The organism is Gottschalkia acidurici 9a (assembly GCF_000299355.1).
GTDB classification, from domain to species: domain Bacteria; phylum Bacillota; class Clostridia; order Tissierellales; family Gottschalkiaceae; genus Gottschalkia; species Gottschalkia acidurici.
Window position 1 is genome coordinate 45,829 of record NC_018664.1, and the last position, 24,761, is coordinate 70,589.

Consider the following 24,761-nt stretch of genomic DNA (forward strand, 5'->3'; position numbering starts at 1 on the left):
ATATTAATCATATCAGTAGCTTTATGATTAATAATATTTACCCAATTTTTATAGTGAATAGAATTAACTAGGCTGATAATAGAAAACTTACATTAGGATATTTTATTAAACGTTATAGGTAACTATTAATAATTACTTATAACGCTTATATTAACTTGAAAAGTTATTTACTTTGAAACAACTAGTTTTAGTTTACGAGCTAGGCTTTTAGCTCTACTAGTTTGTTTCATGATTTTTTGTAAAGCAATAGTTGTTTTTAATTTTTTACCCATTTCGATATCATTTTTTAAGCGTCTAATTGTAGGTTTTAAACTTGGAAATTGAGTAAGATATATTAAAGAAATCCATATATCATTTTCGTTAATATTATTAGCTGCCGCTGGTCCCCAGTACATATCGTATTGCTCTTGTATAGAACTATACATAATTTTTTCTAATTCTTCATTAGTTAAGTGGCCATCATCTATAGCCATATCTACAATATCAGTTCCTGGTAGGAAGTTAAGTCCGTGAATTTGTAATTGAAATGGCGGTTCCATAGACATACATAATTCAAATGTCTCTTTTAGATCGTCTACAGTTTCAAAGGGATGTTGTAGCATAAAGTCGTATATCACATTTGGAACTTTACACTTTGAAAGCACTTTGCTAGAATTTATGATATCTTCTTGCTTCTCAGGTCTATTAAAGACTTGCTTTCTTATTCTAGGAGAACCACTTTGTATTCCAACAACTATTTGATTTAGACCAGCATCTACTAAATTCTTGATTATATTTTCATTTATTTTAAGAGGATGTCCCCATATATTAAAGGGAAGATTTATTTCTTTTTTATATTCGTGATTAAATTGTTCTATCCATCCAGGCTCGTCTGAAAAAATCTCATCCCAGAAGTGAATTAACTTTAAATTCTTAATCTTTTTCTTTGCTTCTTTAAGTTCAGCTATAACACTATCTACGCTTCTAAATCTTACATATCTTCCTTTTCCATTGTATAGCCTTTTTAAGTTTATCGAACTACAGTAAGAACATGCAAAAGGACAACCTCTAGAAGCACTAAGCTCATATGTGAAAGAATTTAGTTGAGGATCGCCTTCAACTAAGCTATCATCATGTATAAGATACTTATTTTTACCACCTATTTCAGGAGAACCTAAAGTATCTAAGTTTTCGATGAGTGGCCTCATATTATTTTGGACTATGTTATTATCTTTATCCCTAAATACTATATTCTCTATACTTGAAATATCTTCTTTTTTTTCTAAAGCATTTATTAGCTCTATCAAAGCTCCTTCACCTTCACCTCTAATTACATAGTCACAATAGTTAAGAGCTTTTGCTGGGAATAGTGTTGAATATACACCACCCCAGAACATAGGTATATTAAACTTTTCTTTTATTTTTTCACTTACTAAATATATTGATTCTAAATATAGAGATGACATTACACTAAGACCTATATATGAAGGGTTTATTTTATTTATTAAATTAACCAATAATTCCAGTTCTTTATCGCTTACTTTTTCAGGCTTTACACTGTTAAATCTTTTTAAAAATAATACATGAGGAGTATAGCCTTCTTTTCTTAAAGCATTAGCTAAGTATCTTACACCTAAGGCTTTTTCGTTATAAAATCCTATAAGTAAAATTGACTTACACATTATTGTTATCCTCCTTTTATTATAATATCTGTAAATATTATATAAGTCTACATTCTACATCAAGTTGAATCTTTTTTCAAATGGAGTATGACATAATTATTTATAGTATATAGAAGTATTATAATTAAATATGGATAAAAGCATACTAGATTCGATAGTTTGAAGAAAAATTGTATGAGATTATATAAATACTAAAATGAAGAACTAAATACTATCCTTTTTATTCTACTAAATAGCGTAAATTAATAATTTCATGAATTTCATGTTAATAAATTTATTTTAAAAGGTATTGACAATATAGGATTACAAATGTAAACTTATAATTGAAATTACAAATGTAATTTCAGACTAAATCTAGGAGGTGGTAAAATGAATAAGATTTCAAAAATATCAGAATCAGAGTTAGAAATAATGAAGGTTCTTTGGAGCAAAAGTTTTTTATCATCTAATGAGATTATAAACTTATTAGAACATAAGGTAACCTGGTCAGGTCAAACGATAAAAACTTTTTTAAATAGACTTCTTAATAAAGAAGTAATAGGCTTTAAAAAAGAAGGAAGAAACTATCGTTATTATCCATTAATATCTTATGAAGAGTACATAAAAGTAGAAAATAAGTCTTTTCTTGAAAGAATTTATAATGGAGCTTTAGATATGTTATTCTCAAAGTTTATAGAGGAAGAAGATTTAACAGAAAAAGATATTGAAAAGCTAGAAAATATTTTAAAAGAGAAAAAGAATGATATTAACAGTAGAGATTAAAAATCTTCTTAAAATTCCTAAGAAGGAGTAAATTATTATGAATATATTAAAAGAAATATTTTTATGGGTTATATATTCTTCAATAACAGCTAGTCTAATATCAACAATAATTATTCTGATTAAGAAGATTTGCAATAATCATATTAAACCTAGAGTTCAGCATGCTTTATGGTTCTTAGTATTAATAAAGCTCTTGATACCCTTTTCTCTACAAAGCGATATAAGTATATTTAATCTTTTTCCTCAAAATATTATAAGTACAACATATGAAGAAGCTAATTTAAGCAGAATCTATATAAGAGAAGAAAGATTAAATGATAAATGGATAAGTGGTATAAGCGAAGATAGAGATAATTTAAAAATGAAGACAAATGATAAAAAAAAGAAAACAAGTAAAGAAAAAATATCTTTAAAAGATAAAGCTATAGAAATAAGTGTATGCTTATGGACTACTGGAACTATATTTCTAGGGGCATTAGTTCTTGTATCTAGTATATCATTTAAGAAGAATAAAGTAAATTTTAGTAAGGTAAAAGATTTAAAGACCATCAATATTTTAAATCTAACTAAAGAAAAATTAAAATTAAAAAAAGATATCTCTATATATACTAGTAATAAGATAAAAACTCCATTTATCTACGGAATATTAAAACCAAAAGTATATATTCCAAAGCAGATATTAAGCTTATGCAATGAAAGTGAATTAAATTATATAATTTTACATGAATTAATTCACTATAAAAGAAAAGACTTAATCTGGAATTTACTCTCAATATTAGCGATAATAGTTCATTGGTTTAATCCAATAGTGTGGATTTCAATGAAGAAAATGAGACAAGACAGAGAAGTCGCATGTGATAATTTAGTATTAGAGACTATTGGAGAAGAGGAATCTATAGATTATGGAATGACTATAATAACACTTTCTAAAATTAAACTAAATAATAGTGACAAAAGATTGATAAATTTATATTTCTATGAAGATAAAAATCAAATTGAGAGGAGAATAAATTTGATAAAACGATTTAGAAAAGATTCATATAAAATTTCTGTAGGTGGAGCATTAGTGATTACACTACTTTCAGCTGTTACGCTAACTAATGCTAGTGGATATAATATTAGTTCAGACACTTATGTAAATATGAATATTGAACAAAAAGAGCTACACAAGTATAAAGAATTAGACGTACCATATAAAAGTTTTAATAACCTAGAGAGGGCAGCAGATTTTATAAGCTTCGATCTTAGAGTTCCTGATTATATACCAGAAGGCTATGAGCTATATCAAATACATGTTGAAAAAGACAATCAAATAAAAATAGATTTTGGAAGGGACATAAGAGATACTAATAATAATGAAGAGCATTTTGACTACATAGTATCTACAGAGAGTATAGTAGAAAATATAAAAAAAACATTTAAAGATAATGAAAGAGTAACGATAGAAGAGAAACCAATGACTATATCTAATATAAAAGGAATAAACTTAATAAAAACAAGAAAATTTGAAAATGACCCAAATCAAGAGTTAAGAGATATTTATGAAGTTCAAAAGTATTTTATCTGGGAGACTAATGGATTGTGGTATGGAATTAAATACTATAGATATGATAATATTTCTGATAGAAGTGAGTATTTAAGTGAAATCTCCAAAGTAGATATGGAAAAAATAATAGCATCACTAAAGCATTTTAAAGATATTTCAAATGTAAGCTATATATCGAAGTCTTGGGAGCCTTACTTTAATATTTATGGAGAAAAAGATTTCAGAAAGGCAGAAAAACAGCTGGGATTCACTCCTAAATTTAAATTAAACTTACCAGAGGGGCTTACAATGAAGTTATCACAGGTAGGAGAAGTTCTTTATGCTTCAGATGAAAAGAATAATGAATATCAGAAGCTTAGAGATTTAAAAAGTTACTATGATATAAAGAATAATTCAGAAGTGCAAATAAGTTTTAGGCAAATAAAAAGTTATACAGATGATTATATTGAAAAATTAGAAAAGTCTAAAGGTAATGGACTAGAAAAAATAAATATAGATGAAGTAGAAGTACTTAAATATGAAGTAGAGCAAGAACATTATTCCAATAGAATAACTCAAGAAACAGAGCAAAATGTTAAGCTAAAAATATATAAATGGGAGCAGAATGGAGTTATATATACACTAAGTATAAATACAGAATTAGACAATGAGAATGAAATACTGAAAGCTTTTATAAAGTAGAAAATAAAAATACACGCAAACTCTAAAGATAGTACAAAAGAGTTTACGTGTATTTTATAATTTATGTATATACCTGATGACGATAAAAAATATAAAGACACTACTGTTGTATCAAATTTATATAAATATTATAATTAGATATAGATAAAAACATGTTATTAGAGGTGATAGTTTGAATAATGAATGGTGGAAAATGGTACGAGATTTTCAAGAAAAATTTGGACATCCATATAAAGATAGTCCTTGTTTACTAGAAAAAGATAGAGTAGAAAAAAGGTATGATTGGATGCTAGAAGAAATAGATGAATTTAAAGAGGCTGAAGATATATACGAACAAGCAGATGCTATGATAGACTTAATGTACTTTGCAATAGGCACACTTGTAGAAATGGGAGTAAGACCGAATGAAATATTTGAAATAGTTCACAATGCAAATATGAACAAACTATGGGAAGATGGAAAACATCATGAAGATGAAAATGGAAAAACTATAAAGCCCCCATATTGGGAAGATCCTTATCCTAAATTAAAAATAGCTATAGATAATCAAAAATAAAGATAAGCCATGAAACCAAATTTTAAAACTTGATTTCATGGCTTTTTTATTTTAGTTTTTAAAGGCTAAATAATATTTATTCTGTCTCTACACTATTTTCATTTACTTTATAAGGATATATGAATCTATTAACCAAAAGGGCAACAGCAGCTCCAAAAATGGTTGAAAGAGTTCTGTCTATTGCATAACTTTTAGGCATAACATTCCCCTCTACATTTATCATAATAGCTAAAAAAACTACACAAGATATAAGAACAGTATCTTTAAGTTTCAACATAGTTAGAATATGAATTATTAACATGATTCCTATGGGAATAACTAATGCTTCTATAAAAACAATATCCATAGGAAGATATTTGTATGCTATAACTGCAAATATAGATCCTATTATAGAACCAAAAATGGTACCAAAAAGCCTATAAGATCCCATCTTAAGAGATGTAGAAAAATCCGTTTGCATAGTGTATATTGCAGTCATGCATGAGAAAAATGGATTTTCTACTCCTACAAACTTTAAAACTATAAGGCATATTGCAACTGCAATAGCTGTTTTAAAATTCCTCATACCTACTCTAGCCATGGTTAAGAAAATCCCCCTTTCTAGAACATAAATAATTATAATTATACTATACAGTATATCGGCATACAAACATCAATATATACCTTTCATAGTGAATAGATTGAATTATCCCTAGTACATTAGATTATAGCTTAATAATTATTAAGTTATCCAATAGCTTATAAAAAAGTTATTAAAATCAAAAAATAAGTTGAAATATATGTTTAATAGATACAATGAACGCTTTTATTGCATATAGAATATATCTAATGAGCATAATATTTTTAAGGAAGGTGAAAATATTATGAAATTTTATGAGGTAATAGAAAGTAGAAATAGTGCTAAAAGATTTAGCGATACTCCTATAGATAAGGAGAGTCTAGATAGGATAATAAACGCAGCTATGAGAAGTCCATCTTGGAAAGACAACACATCCTATAGAATAATTTTAGTAACTGAATCTAGCATAAAAGATCAGTTATCAAGTGCGGTGAAAAATAAAACTGATGAAGCAAGTACATCTATAAAAGAAGCACCGGTTGTAGCTGTAATAGTGGGAGATCCGTCTGAATCAGGTATCATAGATGGTAAGGAATACTATTTAGTAGATGGAGCTATAGCTATGGAGCACTTAGTATTAGCTGCCACAAGTGAGGGTTACGGTACTTGTTGGATAGGAGTATGGGATGAACAGAAGGTAAAACAAGCACTATCTATACCAGATAGATATAGAATTATAGCTATGACTCCAATAGGAAAAGCAGATGAATATAAACCTACAAATCCTAAAAAGGATGTCAAAGAACATGTATTTTTAAATAGTTTCGGAAGTGCTTTTACAGAGAGTACAAATAAAGGACTTTTAAATTAGGCTATCAGATTGATAGCCTAATTTTTATGTTGAATAAAATAGATTATAGTGTTTATACAAAGTAGGATTTTAGATGATGCTATGTAAAAAAAGAAAAGCTAATAGAGAAGTAAAATATAGGAGATTGCTTTATGATAAAAATAGTTATATACGAAGATGAACGAACTCATAGAACTATTTTAAGAGATCATGCAATGAATAATTTTGAAAATATAAAGTGTCATTATGCAATTTTAAAATTTAGTTCAGGAGAGGAGCTACTTAAAAATTATCCGTAAGAAGTAGATATTATTTTACTAGATATATTAATGGACAATCTTACGGGCATAGATGTTGTAAGAAAAATTAGGAAGTTTGATGATAAAGTAGAAATAATATTTACAACTTCAATATTAGATTATGCTCAACAACGATATGAAGTTAGAGCCTGTAGATATTTAATAAAACCAATAAACTGTAAAGAGTTAAAAAAATATATAGTATCATTCATAGATGAAATTAGAAAAAATAATGAAAGTTATACATTTATTCAAGAAAGAAATGAAATACATAAAGTTTTAATAGAAGATATAACCTACGTAGAGATAATAAGAAAGGACATGACTATTCATGCAATTGAAAAAATATAAAATCAGAAGGACTTTAAAAATCGGAAAATCTAAACTAAATAAAATTACCATGAATATATATTTGCAATAAAAACATACCAGTTGTACCTATAAAATGGCAAGTTGTATAAATAGTATTGAAAAAGATATATATAGTGTTATCTTAAATAGTAAGAACGTTATAAATTTTTAAGTATAAATTCATTAAAACTATTAAGACAAAAATTTCTGAATCTATATATTGAAAGGATAAAGATGAATTTATCTTTTCAATATATAGAGAATTTAAAATACTAAATTATTAAAAGGTTTTTGATTTCTCATTAGAAAATACATTAAATAAATTATACTTTTTAAATTGATTTATAAAAATTTAGTCATATATGAGTAGCTAAGATCTTTATATTCAAAATAAAATTGTTATGTTAAATGAATATCTAAAATATAAAGTTTGTTTTTTAACTTTAGCTGTATATATTAAGCTAACTAACGGTGATTAAATGCGCGCATATTATCCTAAAATTTGAAGTTATGTATGTTTACGACATGTAGAGATTCAAGGGTCAAGAGATACGGAATTAAATATTTGAAACCTAACATACAAATATAATGAGAAATGAAGAGGTGTAAAATGACAGAAGTATTTAATCCATATAAAGAATTATTTAATAGAATTATAAAAGATTGCAAGTTCTCTAGATTAGGAAGAGTATTTAAAACAGATATGAATTACTATTTCTATGATGTTGGAACGGGTAAAGTATTTCAAGTTGATAACATTTTATATGATATTTTGCAAGCTTTATCTATAACCAATAAATTTGATAGCATTTTTACTCTAAGAAAGACAAGTGAAAGTGAACTAATAAATGCCCTAGAGCAACTTAAAGAAGTGATAGAAAATGAAAATATTTTACAGGCGCCCCCAGTGAACGAGTTGACAGGAAACTCAGTAGTAAATTTAGATCAAGCACTAGATTCTTCACTGGAACAAATAACTCTTGAAGTGACAGAGAGTTGCAATATGAGATGTAAATACTGTATATATCATAGCTCTGATATTGGCTTTAGGAACTTTGGTGAGGCTAATATGTCCTTTGATATTGCAAAAATAGCTATTGATGAATTGATGAATAAATCACAAGGAATGAAAGAGGTTTCTATAGGATTTTATGGAGGAGAGCCGCTATTAAACTTTGGCCTAATTAAGAACTGTATAAACTACTGTCAAGAAGAATATAAAGATAAGAAAATATATTATACAATGACAACTAATGCAACATTAATAGATAAAGAAATAGCAAACTTTATTTCTACTATTGATAATTTTAGTATTACGGTAAGTTTAGATGGTTCTAAAGAAGTACATGATAAACATAGAGTATTGATGAACGGAAAAGGTAGTTTTATAGATACTATGAATGGTGTTAAATTACTATCAAATGCATTTGGTGATAAGGTAAACGAATACATATCTTTTAATGCTGTAATTGACGATAATGTAGACTTAGATTATATGAAAGCTTTAAACGAATTTTTTTCTTCGATAGAGTGGACAACACCAGATACAACAATAACATTATCTTATATTCTTAAAGAGGATAGGGATGTTGAATATCTAGGAATTGATTCAGAAAGAGAACAAAACATTAGAGAAAAAAATAAGCAGAAAAACCATAGTGTACTAGATAAGTTTTCATTCCAGAGATTAGTAGAACAGTTTGAGAATCAAGATAAAAATAACTCTAAATCTAAACTAGAAATTGGCAAAGGAGCTCTAGTTCAAGAATTAAATTTTATTCATAATAGAATATTAAATGATGAACCTGTTAACCAGTATAAAATGAATGGTTGTTGTGTACCAGGTTCTCGTAGAACCTATGTAACAGTAAAAGGTGAATATCTATTATGTGAGAGAATAGGACCATGTCCTAGTATAGGGGATGTATTTAATGGCTTAGATAAAAATAAGATAAGAAAACATTATGTAGAAGACTTTAGAAATGAGTCTGTAAAGTATTGTAAGGATTGTTGGGCAATTCATTTATGTTCACTTTGCTATATGAGTTGTTATAAGGAGGATGGAATTAATATTTCTTATAGACATCAAAAATGTGAGCTTAATAGAGCTTCTATAGAAGAAGATTTAATCAGATATCATTATTTATTAGAAAAATATCCAGAAGAATTTGAAACATTATTAAATTCATATACTTACAGTTAGCAAAGTACAAATATAAGTATAAGTGGAAGGAGAAGATTAAACTGAATGATGAAAGATTTGTTAAGTTTGAAGAATTGTTTGAAAATTTGACAAAAAACAGCCGTTTCTCTAGACTATGCAGAACATTTAAAACAAAAAGTGATTATTATATCTATGATGTAGGAACAGGGAAAGTCTTTCAAGTAGATGATACCCTTTATAGGATATTCAATACATTAATTAAATACAATAGTTTCAAAAAACTATTTGAAATAAACATTTCAAATGAAATATTATTAGAAAAATTAAAAGAGGTACAAAAAATTGTAGAATTTGAAAATATATTAAAGGCACCAACTGTAAAAGAACTAACAGGAGATGCAGTAGTAGCATTAGATGATAGATTGCTTAATAGACGTGAACAATTAACGTTAGAGTTAACAGAGAAATGCAATATGCGATGTAAATACTGTATATATCATGATGGTCAAGGTGGATATAGAAATTTTGGAAATAAAGATATGACATTCGATGTAGCTAAAAAAGCAATAGATGAATTTATGAGAGATTCTACTAAATCTGACCAAGTATCTATAACATTTTATGGCGGAGAACCTTTGGTCAAATTTGATTTAATTAAACAATGTGTAGAATATTGTCAGGATACATACAAAAATAGAATTATAGACTATTCTATGACTACTAATGCAACTCTTATTGATGAAGAAATTGCAGATTGGCTAGCAAATCTTAAAGGGCTTACTCATATGTTGATTAGTATTGATGGTCCTAGGAACATACATAATTCTAATAGGATATTCAAAAATGGTGAGGGTACATTTGATGCAACAATGAGAGGTCTTAATTTATTAGTGAAAGCTATGGGCGAAGAGGCAGGTTCTCGCATTGGGATAAATGCAGTATTTTCTGAAGAGTTAACAAAAGAAGAGATTGAAAGTATTCAAGGATTTGTGAATTCTCTAGAATGGACAAATGAAAACACACGTATCACTTATTCATATACAACAGTAAGTGATGAAGATGTAGAGTATAATGGAATTGATTCAGAAAGAGAGGTATATCTTAGAAGTTTATCAGAGACAAATCCAAACTTTAGTATTATAGATAAAATTAACTATTCTAATCTTGCTAGTTCTAATAATAAAACAGATTATTTTGATAATGTATCTATAGATGGAGATGACTTTATAAAAAGATTGTATTTTATTCATAATCGCTTTTTAACAGATGAACCTGTTTCACAATATAGAATGAATGGGTGTTGTATACCAGGAGCCAGAAGAACATATGTAACAACTGAAGGAAAATATATGCCATGCGAGCGATTGGGATCAAGCCCTAAAATAGGAGATGTTTATAATGGTATAAATATAGATGAGGTCAGAAACCATTATGTTGATAGCTTTAGAAAGGAAGCATTAAAATATTGTGGAAATTGTTGGGCTATTCACTTATGTACCTTTTGCTACATGAACTGCTTTGATGAAGAGGGTGTACGTCTATCGTATAGACACGATAAATGTGAGGTTAATAGAATTATGATAGAGCGTTGCTTATCAGAATATCATGAAATATTAGAAAAGCATCCCGATGCAATGCAAGTTCTTGAAGAGTATAGTCTAATATAATAACAAAATAGTCAGTAATGTACATTACCATATACCTTATTTTAAAGGGGGTGAGATTTATGAAGATGATTAATCCATTAGGAAGAGATCTTACAACAAATGCACCAGGAGCTCAACCTTATGCATGTATGTGTAGTAATCTTTTTTCTAATGCAAGAGGTGATGATAGTTGTTTCCACTGTGGATGTAGTTGTAGTGACTCAGATGTAAATGCTGGGAACTCAAGCAAAGCATTTAGAACAGTAAGAAAGTCAGGATCAGTAGAATAATTTAGAAATTGTTCTAAAGCACATTCAGAGAAGAATTATACTGAATGTGCTTTATCTCATTTATATCCATAGGAGGTATATTAATATGGTATTACACATAAGAGGCTTAGGCAAAAAATATGGAAATTACCTAGCAGTTAATAATATAGATATTGACTTTACTCCAGGTATATGGGGGCTTTTGGGGCCTAATGGAGCAGGTAAAACTACGCTTATGAAAATGATGGTGGGGCTACTTAATCCTACAGGAGGAGAAATTTTATATAATGATGCAAAAGTACAAGATTTAGGAGATATATATAGGGATAAAATAGGATATTTACCACAGGACTTTGGATATTATGAAAATCTATCTATTATAGAATATTTAGAGTATATCTCTGTACTTAAGGGTCTAGATAAAAAAACTATCCAAGAAAAAATTGAATATTTATTAAATATGGTTCAATTATTAGACGCTAAGTATAAAAAAATGAAAGAATTATCCCATGGTATGAGGCAAAGAGTAGGTATTGCTATGGCACTTTTAAATGATCCAGATATACTGATTTTAGATGAACCTACAGCTGGACTGGACATGGACGAAAGAAGAAGTTTTAGAAAATATATCTCTGAGTTTGCTAGAAATCGTATAGTTATTATATCCACTCATATAGCTTCAGATATAGAGTTTATTTCTAATCGTATTGCTATGGTTAATAAGGGAAAATTAATTGTCAATGAAACTACTAGTAAATTAGTTGACAGATTAAATAATATGGTGTGGGAAGTTATTATCTCTGAGGAGGATTTTAGTTATTGGGAAGAAAAAGTAAATATCATTAATTTTCGAAATGAATCTGAAAACCGAATGCATATAAGATTTATCTCAAAGGATCCTATTGACGGTGGAAAATTAGTAAAAACGGAGTTGAATGATGTTTATCTAGATATGATTGAAAGGATACATGGTGATAGCTATGATATTTATAAATGAATTAAGAAGGTTATGGAAGGGTAAACAAAGTAAAATATTTTTAGGTTTTATAATTATTATTCCAATTGCTTTTTTTCTGCTTTTTACAAGAACTATGACATCCACTGTGAAATATGAAGATGGAAGCTTAGTACATTATTCAACAAAAGAGTCACTCGAAATGAGGAGAAAAGCAGAAGTAAAAACAGACGGTACAGTAACAGAAGAGCGATTATTAGAGGGGTTTGATTTATATAAAAGGAATCTTGAAAAAGGTTTTATAAAAGACAATCTAAGAGAAGATTATATGGCATACGCTCCTATGATTAATTTAATACAAGAACTAGCTTTTTATCCCCCTTATATTGATGATTTTAAGTATGATAATGGCAATGATATAACTAAGGATTTTGTAAATAATTTCTATACTATTAGAGATAAAAAAGTGGAAAAAATTTTTGGGTATAATTTTCCTAAGGACTCAGATAGAAGTAAAGATAAAATAACTGAATTAAATAAAAAGATAGAAAAACCCTTTGTATTTTCTCCAGGTTATAAATTTTGGGGAGTGTCAATAGAACATTTAGGTATGATTACTGTCATTCTTTCCTTTGTTTGTTTGATTTTTAATAGCTCTATATTTTCAGAGGTTTATGACAATCGAGTTGATGATATTATAAAAACCACTAGATATGGCAGGAAAGACATAACTATTGCCAAAATTTTTTCTCATATTATATCTAGTATTTTATTATATTTTTTAAGTATAGGTATATATGTAGCAATATTATCTGTTTTTCTTGGAACTGAAGGACTTAATACATCTTTTCAAATAAGGTATATTTATTCAGTTGCACCTATGACATTAAAGCAAGTACTTCTTTCAATAATAGTGGGAGGATTAGTTAGTATGTTAGCTATGTCAGCTGTTATGATGCTTATATCTTCTCTAACGAAAAAACCAAGTCAATCTTTAACTCTTGGAATACTAGTGTTTGTTGTTTTTACATTTATAGGTTTATACATAATGCCTATGGGTCAATTACCTAGATTGCTACTTGGAATGTTACCTAGTAGTGGAAGTGGAATCATTATGTTTGATTCTTTAAGGGGAATGGACATTATATATGGCGTTTGGGGACCTTATTTTAGAGTATTCTTTAATGCCATAGTCGCTATTCTAGGATTTCTTATGGCAGGAGCAATTTACAACAAAAAAGAAAGTACTTCATAGGCGATATAGTTCAAACAATATGAAAAAATAAGGGGGAAATTATTTGTGAATAATGATATGAATAGATTAGATACAACCGATATATTAAAGATATTAAAGAGGCTAATAAAATATATTTATAAATTTTCCCCTAAATTACTTATATTGAATACTAGTTTAATAGTGATACTAGGTGTGAGTTCAACTTTTATTATTTATTCTAGTGAACTTCTAATTAATTCAATCGCAAACTATAGAAGTATGAACATAGTTATTCATTCATTTATCATATACTTTATAATTAATTTGCTAGTTAGAATTTTGAAACAGTTGTCAGGTTATATCTTGGAAAAACATCAGGTCTTATTAAATTATCACACGAACAGAGATATACTGAAAAAATGTATCGACTTAAGTTTATTAGACTTTGAAAATTCTGAAGTTTATAATTCAATTAATAGAGCAACAGATGAAGGGCAAATTAAGATATTTTCTGTGTTTATGAATTTAGTCTCAATAGTTACTCAGTTAATATCGGTGATTTCTATATCCACGATTATCTTAGAATGGTCTTCCCCTTTATTTCTTTTAATTTTTGTTGTTCCGATAATATCTACCATTGTAAATAGTAGATTAGGATATTTAAATTATAAGATGCGTATGGAAAGAATGGAAGAAGTGCGTAAAGCATCATATATTAATTATTTATTGACAAATGATATTGCTTATAAAGAAGTAAAAAGTTACGGTATAGGTGAATATCTTTCTAATATGCATAAAAAAACTACGAAGGAAATAGCAAATCAAGATATTTGTATAATTAGAAAACGAGCAAAATGGTTATTAAATCTAGGAATTTTAGATGAAGTTATACAAATTATTGTTACTATAAGAACTTTTACTATGACATTGAGTGGAGAATTGTTGATAGGTAGTACTATGGCATATATAAATTCTTTTACAACAATTCAAAGCAATATAAGTAGCCTATTACAAAATTTAACGGAAATATACAACGACACATTATACATAAGTCAATATTTTTATTTGATTGATTTCGAAGTAGGAGATAAAAGAAACGATTTATATAAGTTTGATGAAGACGAGATAATAGAAAAAATAGAAACCGTTAATTTGTCTTATAAATATAAAGATACAGATCATTATGCAATAAGAGATATTAATATTACAATTATACAAGAGGATATACTAGGTATAATAGGGGAAAATGGAAGTGGAAAAACCACATTTATTAAATTATTGTGCGGATTTTATGATGATTATGATGGTGAAATATTTATAAACAATTTTAACTTAAGAGATATAGATAAAGATAGTTTAAGAAAGAAAATGGGTGTTATCTTTCAAGATTTTAATAAGTATGAATTTAGTTTACGGGAAAATATAGGTTTTGGAAATATTGAAAAAATTAATAATGATTTTTTAATATATGATGTGTTATATAAATCACATCTGAAAGAAAAAATAGATAAATTTAGTGATGGAATAGACACACAAATGGGCACTTGGTTCTCCGGGGAAATGTTGTCAACAGGGGAGTGGCAAAGAGTTGCTATAGCAAGGGTTCTTTTTAGAGATAGTAATATATTAATCTTAGATGAACCAACAGCGTCAATAGATCCTATCCGAGAAAAAGATATTTTTAAGTTAATTCGTTCTGAATCAAAGAATAAAATAACTATATTAATTACCCATAGGCCAGAAAATATGCAATACATAAACGCCAAAATTATTATGTTTCAAAATGGTACTATTGTTGCTGATGGTTATCATGATCACCTAATTGATACAAATGAAATATATACAAGCTTCCTTCAGGCAAAAGATGAGCTACATGCAGTACAATAAGTTTATGAGCAATATTGTACATTAAACTATCAAAATTATTCCTAGGTATAATGTGTACTAACAAGTAATAACACTTCATTTTCATCATATAATAAAGCTCCATATATAAACCCGCATGTATGAGAGTAAATACACTGGTTACTACAATAGCTTATATTCATATATTAGTGACAATCATAAATATGACTCCAATAGGAAAAGTAGATGAATATAAATATACAAATCCTAAAAAGGATGCCAGAGAAAATGTATTTTTAAATAGTTTTGGAAGTGATTTTACACAGAGCACAAATGAGGGATCTTTAAGCTAGGCTATCAGACTGATAGCCTAAATTTTATACTATAAATAAGAAATTAAAATGTATTTACTTGATTATGTAAACATTTCCAGACTTATTCCGATATATAATGTAATCGTATACTATATATTAAAAAGGAGAGAAAAGAATATGAGTATAAATCTCAACTTAAATCAGTATAACTTTAGTATGAGAAATACTAGTTCTATTAATAGTTCTCCTATAAATAGGAGCATATCTACAAAAGATATGAATTCCCAAATGGGTAAAAATATTATGGGAGATAAAATTACAATAAGTTCTCAAGGGCTTAATATGAGTAAAAAGTTTTTAGGTCAAAATAAAGTAAATAATGTTATAGAAAATCTGATGAAACAAAAAGAAAACTTAACTGAACGCAAGAGTGATATGGTAACAAATATGTTAGAAAAGGATATGGATATATCTTATATAAATGAAATGACAAAAGGTATAGAAGAGCAACTAAAGGATATAGATAAACAAATAGCAAAACTTCAATTTGAAGAGCAGCAAAAAAATATAGGAATAGATAAAGAAAATGAAGAAGAAAAGAAAGATAAAAAAATACATAACTATTCAAACAATACAGATAATGATATATCTGATCAGAATATGAGTTACCTTATCTCTGCAAGTTCTGATTTACAAGATCTAAAGGTAATGTCTTCTTTAAAAGATAAAGCTAAAGGAAGTATTAGTGTATTAGAAAAAGAAATTGAACTTGATGAGTCAAGAAGCTTAGATGGAAAAGCAACAAAGTATAAGTATGAAGAATATGATAAATTGAAAGACGGGTTATCTAAGTTAGAGAATAAGATTGAAAATAAGCTATATGAATTAAACGAAAAGCAATTAAATGGTTCAGAAGAAAATCATAGTATTAATAGAAATGAAAAAAATTATGGTAAAGATAAAAGATATATAACCATAGAGAATGATGAAGAACATGATGGTGAAATTAATTTTTAGGATTAGCAGTATAGAAAAAGTCTGAAATTCTATATAGAGTGACTTAAAAGGTTCTAGTTTTTTATACAGCTTCTAAATTACCACGTTATAATAGTAAAACTTACATATCATTATATAAAATATCATATTGTATGTATACAGAATCTACATATAGTGATAATACCATTGAAAACTATATTGATAGTATAAATATAGAGATCATTAGTTGTGAAGATATTTATAAAACAGGAAATGTAATTTTAGATATTATATTAAATGAAAAAAATCAACCTGCGATGAAAATAATATAAAGTTTTTTACAGAGATTAAATTCTTAAAATGCAGCCTTGTACATATGATAGAAGCATGTGAGAAAATAGATGATGAGGGATAAATAGATACACTAAAATTAGAGGAACTATAGTCAATAGATTCTCCGTTCTAAAAGCTGAAAACTCTAAAATTAATAGGATTACTATAAAAGATGATAAAATTTTAACTGATAAAAAAACTTCATTTTACATAGGTTGGAGTAAGTAATATAAAAAGTTCAGTTAAAAAGCATAATGGTGAAGTTACTATTGATTATTCTAAGAATAAGTTTATTATAAATAGATATATTCCTCTAAAGTAAAAGTAATCCAGTTATGTATGAAAAGTTACCAGTTGTACTAGATATATTGAAAAAATAAATACATAATGTTACCTTAAGTATAAGGATATTACGGTTTCCTATTATATATTTCACCAACTGCTCTATCTAGGGCTAATATGATGAAAAAACTTTCTAATAGGGGAAAGGGGTATATTATAGTAGAATTTTAGTATAAATATTAAAGAAGATGCTCTCTAGAGAGTGTCTTTTTTAATATTTAAGGAGGGAATATGAAAAAAACATACAGGTTATTGATACTTTTATTTTTTATTTTATTTACTATTATATTTACTAAATATTATGGAATGTACGAATCTTCAAGAATTTTCACAGGAAGATATGATGCTTCTATACATTTAACTATAGTAGAAGATATTTCAAAAGAGGATGTATTAAGCACTTTAGAGGACTATGGTAAAAGGTATGACATGGATATTGAAAGAGCAATAGCTTTTCCTGGAGATGGAAAAAATAGAAAGAGCTTAACAGCATATGTATCTATAAATGACTTTGATTGGTTTAACGGTGTTTTATCCATTAAAGGTGGAAAAAAGTTAAATTCTAATTTAAAAGAAGGAGAATTTTTAAGCAATATAGATACAAAGGATAAAAAACAAGTGGGTAGGTTTTCCATATTTGATGATAGCTCCAGAGAAATATACATTCGACCTTTATCAGATATGAAAAACAGACTTATTGAAACCGACTATAAACTACATTTAAATAATGATAGATATACTTTAAATGAAGTAATTAGCACTATAAACAGTGAACAGAAAAGTTTTTCTGTAAAAGAGAGTTCTGTTAATTCATTTGTGGATATGAATGAGTACTCTATATATTCTATGTATTATATAATTATTTTATTATTTTTCATACTATTTTTAGGTATACTGCTGTTTCTTTATGAGGTTATTGGAAGAAGTAAGAGTTTTGGAATAAAAAAGCTATACGGATACTCAGACTTTAAGATAGTATCTGAAATATTCAAAGAAGATATTTTAAAGGTTATAGCTTTATCTAATATCTCTTCAATTTTATTTATAACTATTTCACTATACTTTAAAAATGGTTTAGCAGGATTTAAACAATACATAAGTATTTATCTCTTATTAATATGTGCAGTAGACATAATATTGATGATAATAATGACAGTAATTGTGTCACTTTTTAAAGGAAAAGATAACATACAGTTGATGTTAAAGGGTAAAAGAAGGAATATCATATTATTGAATACAATTATGAAGATTATGATGTCTATTATTGTCATATTGACTTTAACTTTAAACCTCAATACCTTTAATAATTATAAGGCTAAAAGTGATAATTTAGAAAATTGGGACAAGGCAAGAAATTTAGGATTTATAGGATTTAAATTTCCAGGTGATGCAATTGATACTATAATAAGTTTTTATCCATATGAAGTGAAGTTGGGGAGTCTTTGGAATGATATCAATGATAATGGAGGAATAATGGCTGGTTATCAGCAATTAGTTACAAATGATATAATTGAAAAAGAAAGGATACAGCCTAATCTAGCATATATGATGCTAGTAAATGAAAATTATTTAAAAGAAAATACTGTATTAGATGAGAATGGAGATAGAATAAGGGAAATAGATGATGATGAGGATACAGTTACAGTACTTGTACCAAGTCAATTTAAGAATAAAGAAAAATTATTAAAGGATTCTCTTAGATATATTCACTTAGGTCACTATGATCTTGTAAATATTTTTTATAAAGAGGCTTTAGAAATTAAAGAAGGAAAAAGAAAAAGCGAACAAGGAATGGAAGAATTTAAAGAATATCTTGAAAAAGAATATTCGTTTTTAAAACAAAAAATCATCTATACAGCAAATGATCAGAGATTATTTACTTATGATACTGGAGAAATGAATCTATATAGAAAAGATTTCAAAGGATACTATAATGATATTGATAAGACTATTACAGATCCAATACTTTTTATAATGACTAATGACAATTTAAAAGAGAACTTAAAAGTTAGTTCACTAACGAGTGGCACAATGAAATTTAGATTTGAAGATTATAAATATCCTGAAGATGGAATAGTACCTTTACTAGAAAAACATGAATTGTTAGACAGTTTAGTAGTAATGACTACAGTTTATGACTATGCTGTTGATGATATAAACAATACAAAAACTATGCTTATGCTTTCAGGGGGTATATCTGTTAGTTGTATTTTAATAATACTAGGTTTAATTTTTTATGAAAGTACAAGCTATTTATATAGAAATAGAAAAAAAATAGGTGTATTAAAATTATATGGACTAAACTTTTTAAATAGATATAAGAGTTATTTTATTATGATTTCAGCAGTAGATTTAATAATAATAATTATATCTACTATAATAGGGCAGATGTATTTAAAAAGATTTGTAGCCATATCAACTAAAGTATATTACTTGATAATTACGATAGGTATATTGTTTTATTTACTAGAACTAATTATAACATATTTATATCTAAGTAAGAAAGAAGATAAGTCAATACTAGACGGTCTTAAAGGAGAATTATAATGAGTATAATAAGTTTAAAAAATATAAATAAAAGTTTTGGAAGTAATAAAATTTTAGATAACTTTAATCTTGAGATAGAAAAAGGAGAATTTATTGCGATTGTTGGAGAAAGTGGTTCAGGTAAAAGTACTTTATTAAATATAATAGGAATGTTAGATGACTTTGACTCTGGAGAGTTGATAGTATCAGGAAATAAAAACTTAAAATCTAGTAGTAAAGATGCGGAAAAGTTGAGAAGACATGAAATAGGTTATATATTTCAAAACTTTGCACTTATAGATAACGTGACTGTAAGTGAAAATTTAGATATAGCCTTAACTTATAGAGATGATATAAAAGATAAAGAAAATGTAAAACTTAAGATATTAAAAGAGATAGGATTACCGGATAAAATAAATAGTAAGATATATGAATTGTCTGGTGGAGAACAACAAAGAGTATCTATTTCAATGGTGTTTTTAAAGCCTTGTAATATAATTTTAGCAGATGAACCAACAGGTTCTTTAGATGATATAAATAAGGAAATTATTATGGACTTTTTAAAGAAAGTTAATAAAGGTGGAAAAACTGTAATCATAGTTACTCATGATAAGGATGTATCTAAAATGTGTAATAAAATAGTAAAACTTAAGTAAAATGTTGAAGAGCATGTATTTTTAAATAGTTTCCGAAACATTTTATAGAAAGTATGAATAAAGAACTCTTAAATTAGGCTATCAATCTGATATCCTAATTTTATTATTTTATAAAGAAAACCACCTGCTATGGGTAACATCATATACTTAAGAAAACTTGATAAATCACTTAATGTTTATTAGGCTTCCTTTTCTCTATATTTACGTCAAAATAAGTTTGGGAGCAGTTAAGTGGTTAATCGTTATAAGGAAAAAAATTGGAAAAACGGTTAATTCAGACACTATGAGTAAATATGCTCCTCTAGATAATTCGAAGAGCTTTACGAGAAGAAGAAAAGTGCCACTTGAAGATATTATTTTGTGTACCCTTTTTTAAAAAAGGATTAACTATGTCAAATGGTCAACTTACAGAATCTAAGTTGGTTTAGTTATAAGAGACAGTAGAAAAATATATAGTACTGTTAAAAAATTTAAAAGTCGTAGCAGAAACCATATCTTAACTAATAAATATAAGAACAACCAGACAATCAAAAAAATATTTCTTAAAGGAGCAAAAGGTCAGCTTTTTAGTTGTCGATTTCTATGCTCTTTTTTTATTTTAGATGAGAAATTATATATATATATAACGAAAAAACATTAATATAAATATTAATTAAGTCATAAGTTTATGATGTTAAGCTAAACTAGTGAATACTTACTATCTATAGCAAGGCGCAATTCGTGATTACAATAGCTATATACATTCAAATATTGAAGTATAAGCAAATTATATATATAATATGGCTAAACATTCAAATATTTTCTAAACATGGTTTTATTTAATTAAATTAAAGGTAGGAGGTATTACTATGATAAAAATAGCTATATGTGAGGATGAAGAGATTCATAGAACTATTTTAAAAAAATATCTAGACACCATATTTAAATACACAAATAAACAGTATGAGATTATAGAATTTAAATCAGGGGAAGAGTTACTTAAAAGTTATGAAAAGGATATAGATATTATTTTATTAGATATTCTGATGGACAAACTTACAGGCATGGATGTTGCAAGAAAAATTAGAGAGTTTGATAATGAGGTAGAAATAATATTTATAACCTCACTGGTAGATTACATACAAGATGGCTATGAGGTTAGGGCTTACAGGTATTTATTAAAACCAATTAATAAGAAAGAACTAAAAAAGCATATGCTGTCATGTATAAGTGAAATTATAAAAAATCGTGAAAACTATATATTTGTTCAGGAAAAAGGTGAGATGCATAAAATTTTAGTAGATGATATTACATACATAGAAATATTAAGAAAGGATATGACTATTAATACGGTAAAGACAAAATATAAATTGAAAATGACTTTGAAAAGTATGGAAAAAAATTTATCTAAGTATAATTTTTTTAGATGTCATAAAAGTTACTTGGTTAATATGAAACATATACAGAATTTAAAACAAGATTCAGTCATAGTTAACAATGAGGAAGTACCAGTTAGTAGACATAGAATGAGAGATTTCAAAACCAAATTAGCTTATGTATTAGGTGAGATGATATGTTAAATGGCTTGCCCTGGGGTATTGTTACTGTAATCTCTGTATCTATAGAATGGCTTGTATTTAACTTCATATTAAATAAAATCAGCATTTTAAAAAAGGATAAAATAACGTTGTATGTATCTCTTAGCACACTTATTTTAATAATAACGACTTTTAGCTTTTTAAAAATGGAATCTAATATAAAGCTATTTATAGGAATGATCTTAGGATTTGTATTTTATATATTTAACTATGAAGTTACAACTTTAAAAAGTACTATTGTTTCCTTAGTATATTGGATGCTATTTTTAGGGATTGACATTATAAGTGCTAGTATTGTAACCATAATAAACTCTATGCACGATTTAAACAAATTATTAGATGAAAATATATTTAGATTGGAGCTTATCATAATATCTAAGTTATTCTTATTGTTTTTAACTTTTATATTTAGAAAATTTAATCTAAAAAGAGTACAATTAAATATTAAAAAAAGAGAGCTGGTATATGTAGGTATTCCTATTATAACCAATATAGTAAGTATTATTGCGATCTTTATATATTCATTTAAGCAAGAAGAAAGTAACTTTATTCAAAATATAATAATGTTTATTATGTCATCTTTACTACTATTATCTAATATATCATTAGTAATAATAGTATATAGAATTATGAAAGATAGTAAATTAAGGATTGAAAATAAAATAATTAAAGAGAAAATAAATACTAAATATGAGTACTATTTAAAGTTACAAGATAATCAGATGAAGGTAAGGAAACTATATCATGATATAAAAAACCATATTATATGTATACAAAATATACATATTAATGATGATACAATTGAAAAATATATTGATAGTATAAATAAAGAGATTAGTAGCTGTGCAGATATTTACAAGACAGGAAATATGATTCTAGATATTATATTAAATGAAAAGAAATCAATTTGTGATAAAAATAGTATAGAGTTTATTTCAGATATTAACTTTTCGATGTGCGATTTTATAGATATGGTAGATGTATGCAGTATATTTTCTAACATATTAGATAATGCAATAGAAGCTTGTGAAAAGATAGATAGCAAAACTATAGTCAAATACATAAAAATCAGAGGCACCATAGTTAATAAATTTTTTGTCCTAAAAGTTGAAAATTCTAAAATTAATAATGTTATTATGAAAGGCAATAAAGTAATAACTGATAAAAGAGATTCTTTTTTACATGGATTAGGAATAATTAGTATAAAAAGTTCGGTTGAAAAGTATAATGGAGAAATTGCTATTGAACACAAAAAAGACAAATTTATTATGAATATATATATTCCGTTGCAATAAAAGTTAACCAGTTATACCTAAAAAATGACCAGTTGTACAAAATACATTGAAGATATTAATGGATGATGTTATCTTAAGCATGAGAAGATTTAAAGGAGAAGAAAATGATTAAATCATGTGCTAATAAAGTAACATCTTTTTTAGTTTCCAATGATGCAATAAATGATGAAGAATATGAAGTGTACTCATATGGATTTGAAACGTTGTTAGCTTTTATAATAAATATATCGGTTATATTGTTATTAGGATTGATAGTAGGCAAGTTTGTTCAAACTTTGTTATTTTTAACTTGTTACTGTCCAATAAGACAATTTACGGGTGGGTATCATGCAAATAGTTATAGAAACTGTCTGTTAGTATTTGTATTTATATTTTCAATTAATATAATTACATTAGATAAATTAAGCTATATGAATCTTAATGAAGTTATAATATGTACAACCCTTATAAGTTATATAGGAATTTGTCTTTTAGCTCCTATTGAACATAGATACAATCCACTAAGTACTAGACAAAGAAAGAGTTATAAAAAAGTGGCTATACTTTTAACTAGTATAGTGCTCATATTTGTATTATTGGGTATAAAATATAAACCTATTTATGAATATGTATTATATTCAGCGTCTGTATTAGTGTGGATTTTTATAATGTTAATTTTAGCAATTATAAAAAAAATAAGGAGGGAATAAAGATATGAAAAAATATTTAACTTCTATACTAAAATATGTTGGATCTATATCAGCATTCGCGGTATCATTATCTGCAAATACGACATCTACTTGGATATCGCATCAACCTAAAGTTCCAGAAGGAGTTAGAAAATTTAAAAAGATTAATTAATATTATAAAATAGAAGGTTTCCTTACTATATATAAGTTGGGAAATCTTTTATTTTATTTAAAATCTAATTTGGACTCTCTCATTTTCTATAGATGGGAGACGGCTAACATCAATTCAGTAAATACTCGATGTATTTATAAAATTGAATATATGGAGTTGCTATAGGAAATGCTCTATAGCATAAAATACTCAAGCATTCGCCCTTGTGTAGTGAGCGAAAACCAAGCCTTGACCTACACAAGCATCGCTATATAATCGCCTATTGTGGTGGTTCTAGCCAAGAACAGAAACTGGTATTATTATAACTGTTGGAATAATAAAGGTATCTCGGACAGGATTGCTACATTGGTAGTATTGTCCAAGGAGCTCACACTCCTGTAGATGAGAGTAGTTCACGAGTTGGAGTCAAGAATTTAATCACTTTATTAAATCATTATATTAGAAACCAACCTTCTAAAGTTGCTTTCTAATATAATGTTTGCAGTAGTTATACCTAAATCCTTTAGAGCTCTTTTAAATCTTGATTTACTTCTAAATCATATC

22 protein-coding genes are annotated in these 24,761 nt (G+C 26.9%); 20 read left to right on the forward strand and 2 right to left on the reverse strand.

Annotated elements, in window-relative coordinates; translation table 11 throughout:
- Positions 1-167 precede the first annotated feature (167 nt).
- Positions 168-1,661 (reverse strand): B12-binding domain-containing radical SAM protein, encoded by a 1,494-nt coding sequence (locus tag CURI_RS00230; RefSeq protein WP_014966265.1) that lies wholly within the window; start codon positions 1,659-1,661, stop codon positions 168-170.
- 369 nt (positions 1,662-2,030) lie between these two features.
- Here CURI_RS00230 and CURI_RS00235 point away from each other — a divergent pair, with 369 nt between their 5' ends.
- From CURI_RS00235 to CURI_RS00245, 3 genes are all read left to right on the forward strand, one after another.
- Positions 2,031-2,423, forward strand: coding sequence for a BlaI/MecI/CopY family transcriptional regulator (locus CURI_RS00235; protein WP_014966266.1), 393 nt, complete (start codon positions 2,031-2,033; stop codon positions 2,421-2,423).
- Between the two features lie 37 nt (positions 2,424-2,460).
- On the forward strand, positions 2,461-4,650 hold the full coding sequence (locus CURI_RS00240) for a M56 family metallopeptidase (RefSeq protein ID WP_014966267.1): 2,190 nt from the start codon (positions 2,461-2,463) through the stop codon (positions 4,648-4,650).
- A 172-nt stretch (positions 4,651-4,822) separates the two neighbouring features.
- Entirely contained in the window at positions 4,823-5,206 is a 384-nt protein-coding gene (locus CURI_RS00245; protein WP_014966268.1) for a pyrophosphohydrolase domain-containing protein, read from the forward strand.
- Positions 5,207-5,282: 76 nt separating this feature from the next.
- On the opposite strand, the gene CURI_RS00250 is transcribed toward CURI_RS00245, so the two are convergent.
- A complete protein-coding gene (locus tag CURI_RS00250; RefSeq protein WP_014966269.1) occupies positions 5,283-5,786 on the reverse strand; it encodes an FUSC family protein in 504 nt (167 codons plus the stop codon).
- 283 nt (positions 5,787-6,069) lie between these two features.
- On the opposite strand from CURI_RS00250, the gene CURI_RS00255 reads away from it, so the two are divergent.
- From CURI_RS00255 to CURI_RS15160, 17 genes are all read left to right on the forward strand, one after another.
- The gene (locus CURI_RS00255) at positions 6,070-6,636 is read left to right on the forward strand and encodes a nitroreductase family protein (RefSeq protein ID WP_014966270.1); all 567 of its coding nucleotides are present in this window, start codon (positions 6,070-6,072) and stop codon (positions 6,634-6,636) included.
- Between the two features lie 131 nt (positions 6,637-6,767).
- Positions 6,768-6,914 (forward strand): hypothetical protein, encoded by a 147-nt coding sequence (locus CURI_RS15695; RefSeq protein WP_187287408.1) that lies wholly within the window; start codon positions 6,768-6,770, stop codon positions 6,912-6,914.
- A 12-nt stretch (positions 6,915-6,926) separates the two neighbouring features.
- The gene (locus CURI_RS14845) at positions 6,927-7,265 is read left to right on the forward strand and encodes a LytR/AlgR family response regulator transcription factor (protein WP_228370466.1); all 339 of its coding nucleotides are present in this window, start codon (positions 6,927-6,929) and stop codon (positions 7,263-7,265) included.
- Positions 7,266-7,875: 610 nt separating this feature from the next.
- A complete protein-coding gene (locus tag CURI_RS00265; protein ID WP_014966271.1) occupies positions 7,876-9,468 on the forward strand; it encodes a radical SAM protein in 1,593 nt (530 codons plus the stop codon).
- Between the two features lie 86 nt (positions 9,469-9,554).
- A complete protein-coding gene (locus CURI_RS00270; protein WP_014966272.1) occupies positions 9,555-11,096 on the forward strand; it encodes a radical SAM protein in 1,542 nt (513 codons plus the stop codon).
- A 59-nt stretch (positions 11,097-11,155) separates the two neighbouring features.
- Positions 11,156-11,365, forward strand: a complete 210-nt coding sequence (locus CURI_RS00275) for an Apre_1838 family putative sactipeptide bacteriocin (RefSeq protein WP_014966273.1) — start codon at positions 11,156-11,158, stop codon at positions 11,363-11,365.
- Between the two features lie 85 nt (positions 11,366-11,450).
- On the forward strand, positions 11,451-12,341 hold the full coding sequence (locus CURI_RS00280; RefSeq protein WP_014966274.1) for an ABC transporter ATP-binding protein: 891 nt from the start codon (positions 11,451-11,453) through the stop codon (positions 12,339-12,341).
- Complete coding sequence (locus CURI_RS00285; RefSeq protein ID WP_041701295.1) at positions 12,325-13,554, forward strand: ABC transporter permease; 1,230 nt, start codon at positions 12,325-12,327, stop codon at positions 13,552-13,554. Before CURI_RS00280 ends, CURI_RS00285 begins: the two co-directional genes overlap by 17 nt.
- Before the next feature lie 45 nt (positions 13,555-13,599).
- Positions 13,600-15,402, forward strand: a complete 1,803-nt coding sequence (locus tag CURI_RS00290) for an ATP-binding cassette domain-containing protein (RefSeq protein WP_041701297.1) — start codon at positions 13,600-13,602, stop codon at positions 15,400-15,402.
- Between the two features lie 119 nt (positions 15,403-15,521).
- Entirely contained in the window at positions 15,522-15,713 is a 192-nt protein-coding gene (locus CURI_RS15510) for a hypothetical protein (RefSeq protein WP_187287409.1), read from the forward strand.
- Positions 15,714-15,851: 138 nt separating this feature from the next.
- A complete protein-coding gene (locus CURI_RS15700; protein ID WP_014966277.1) occupies positions 15,852-16,691 on the forward strand; it encodes a hypothetical protein in 840 nt (279 codons plus the stop codon).
- An 864-nt stretch (positions 16,692-17,555) separates the two neighbouring features.
- Entirely contained in the window at positions 17,556-19,871 is a 2,316-nt protein-coding gene (locus CURI_RS00300) for a bacteriocin-associated integral membrane family protein (RefSeq protein ID WP_014966279.1), read from the forward strand.
- Entirely contained in the window at positions 19,871-20,506 is a 636-nt protein-coding gene (locus CURI_RS00305; RefSeq protein ID WP_014966280.1) for a putative bacteriocin export ABC transporter, read from the forward strand. The genes CURI_RS00300 and CURI_RS00305 overlap by 1 nt, the downstream gene beginning before the upstream one ends.
- Before the next feature lie 848 nt (positions 20,507-21,354).
- Entirely contained in the window at positions 21,355-22,065 is a 711-nt protein-coding gene (locus CURI_RS00310; protein WP_014966281.1) for a LytR/AlgR family response regulator transcription factor, read from the forward strand.
- Complete coding sequence (locus CURI_RS00315; protein ID WP_014966282.1) at positions 22,059-23,378, forward strand: ATP-binding protein; 1,320 nt, start codon at positions 22,059-22,061, stop codon at positions 23,376-23,378. Before CURI_RS00310 ends, CURI_RS00315 begins: the two co-directional genes overlap by 7 nt.
- Before the next feature lie 104 nt (positions 23,379-23,482).
- A complete protein-coding gene (locus tag CURI_RS00320) occupies positions 23,483-24,067 on the forward strand; it encodes an accessory gene regulator ArgB-like protein (RefSeq protein WP_014966283.1) in 585 nt (194 codons plus the stop codon).
- A 4-nt stretch (positions 24,068-24,071) separates the two neighbouring features.
- A complete protein-coding gene (locus CURI_RS15160; protein WP_014966284.1) occupies positions 24,072-24,218 on the forward strand; it encodes a cyclic lactone autoinducer peptide in 147 nt (48 codons plus the stop codon).
- The last annotated feature ends 543 nt before the right edge of the window (positions 24,219-24,761 follow it).

Coding starts and splice junctions, on each gene's coding strand:
- CURI_RS00230 (WP_014966265.1), bottom strand. CDS start 1,661: ATGTGTAAGTCAATTTTACTTATAGGATTTTATAACGAAAAAGCCTTA.
- CURI_RS00235 (WP_014966266.1), top strand. CDS start 2,031: ATGAATAAGATTTCAAAAATATCAGAATCAGAGTTAGAAATAATGAAG.
- CURI_RS00240 (WP_014966267.1), top strand. CDS start 2,461: ATGAATATATTAAAAGAAATATTTTTATGGGTTATATATTCTTCAATA.
- CURI_RS00250 (WP_014966269.1), bottom strand. CDS start 5,786: ATGGCTAGAGTAGGTATGAGGAATTTTAAAACAGCTATTGCAGTTGCA.
- CURI_RS00255 (WP_014966270.1), top strand. CDS start 6,070: ATGAAATTTTATGAGGTAATAGAAAGTAGAAATAGTGCTAAAAGATTT.
- CURI_RS15695 (WP_187287408.1), top strand. CDS start 6,768: ATGATAAAAATAGTTATATACGAAGATGAACGAACTCATAGAACTATT.
- CURI_RS00265 (WP_014966271.1), top strand. CDS start 7,876: ATGACAGAAGTATTTAATCCATATAAAGAATTATTTAATAGAATTATA.
- CURI_RS00275 (WP_014966273.1), top strand. CDS start 11,156: ATGAAGATGATTAATCCATTAGGAAGAGATCTTACAACAAATGCACCA.
- CURI_RS00280 (WP_014966274.1), top strand. CDS start 11,451: ATGGTATTACACATAAGAGGCTTAGGCAAAAAATATGGAAATTACCTA.
- CURI_RS00285 (WP_041701295.1), top strand. CDS start 12,325: ATGATATTTATAAATGAATTAAGAAGGTTATGGAAGGGTAAACAAAGT.
- CURI_RS15510 (WP_187287409.1), top strand. CDS start 15,522: ATGAGAGTAAATACACTGGTTACTACAATAGCTTATATTCATATATTA.
- CURI_RS15700 (WP_014966277.1), top strand. CDS start 15,852: ATGAGTATAAATCTCAACTTAAATCAGTATAACTTTAGTATGAGAAAT.
- CURI_RS00300 (WP_014966279.1), top strand. CDS start 17,556: ATGAAAAAAACATACAGGTTATTGATACTTTTATTTTTTATTTTATTT.
- CURI_RS00305 (WP_014966280.1), top strand. CDS start 19,871: ATGAGTATAATAAGTTTAAAAAATATAAATAAAAGTTTTGGAAGTAAT.
- CURI_RS00310 (WP_014966281.1), top strand. CDS start 21,355: ATGATAAAAATAGCTATATGTGAGGATGAAGAGATTCATAGAACTATT.
- CURI_RS00315 (WP_014966282.1), top strand. CDS start 22,059: ATGTTAAATGGCTTGCCCTGGGGTATTGTTACTGTAATCTCTGTATCT.
- CURI_RS00320 (WP_014966283.1), top strand. CDS start 23,483: ATGATTAAATCATGTGCTAATAAAGTAACATCTTTTTTAGTTTCCAAT.
- CURI_RS15160 (WP_014966284.1), top strand. CDS start 24,072: ATGAAAAAATATTTAACTTCTATACTAAAATATGTTGGATCTATATCA.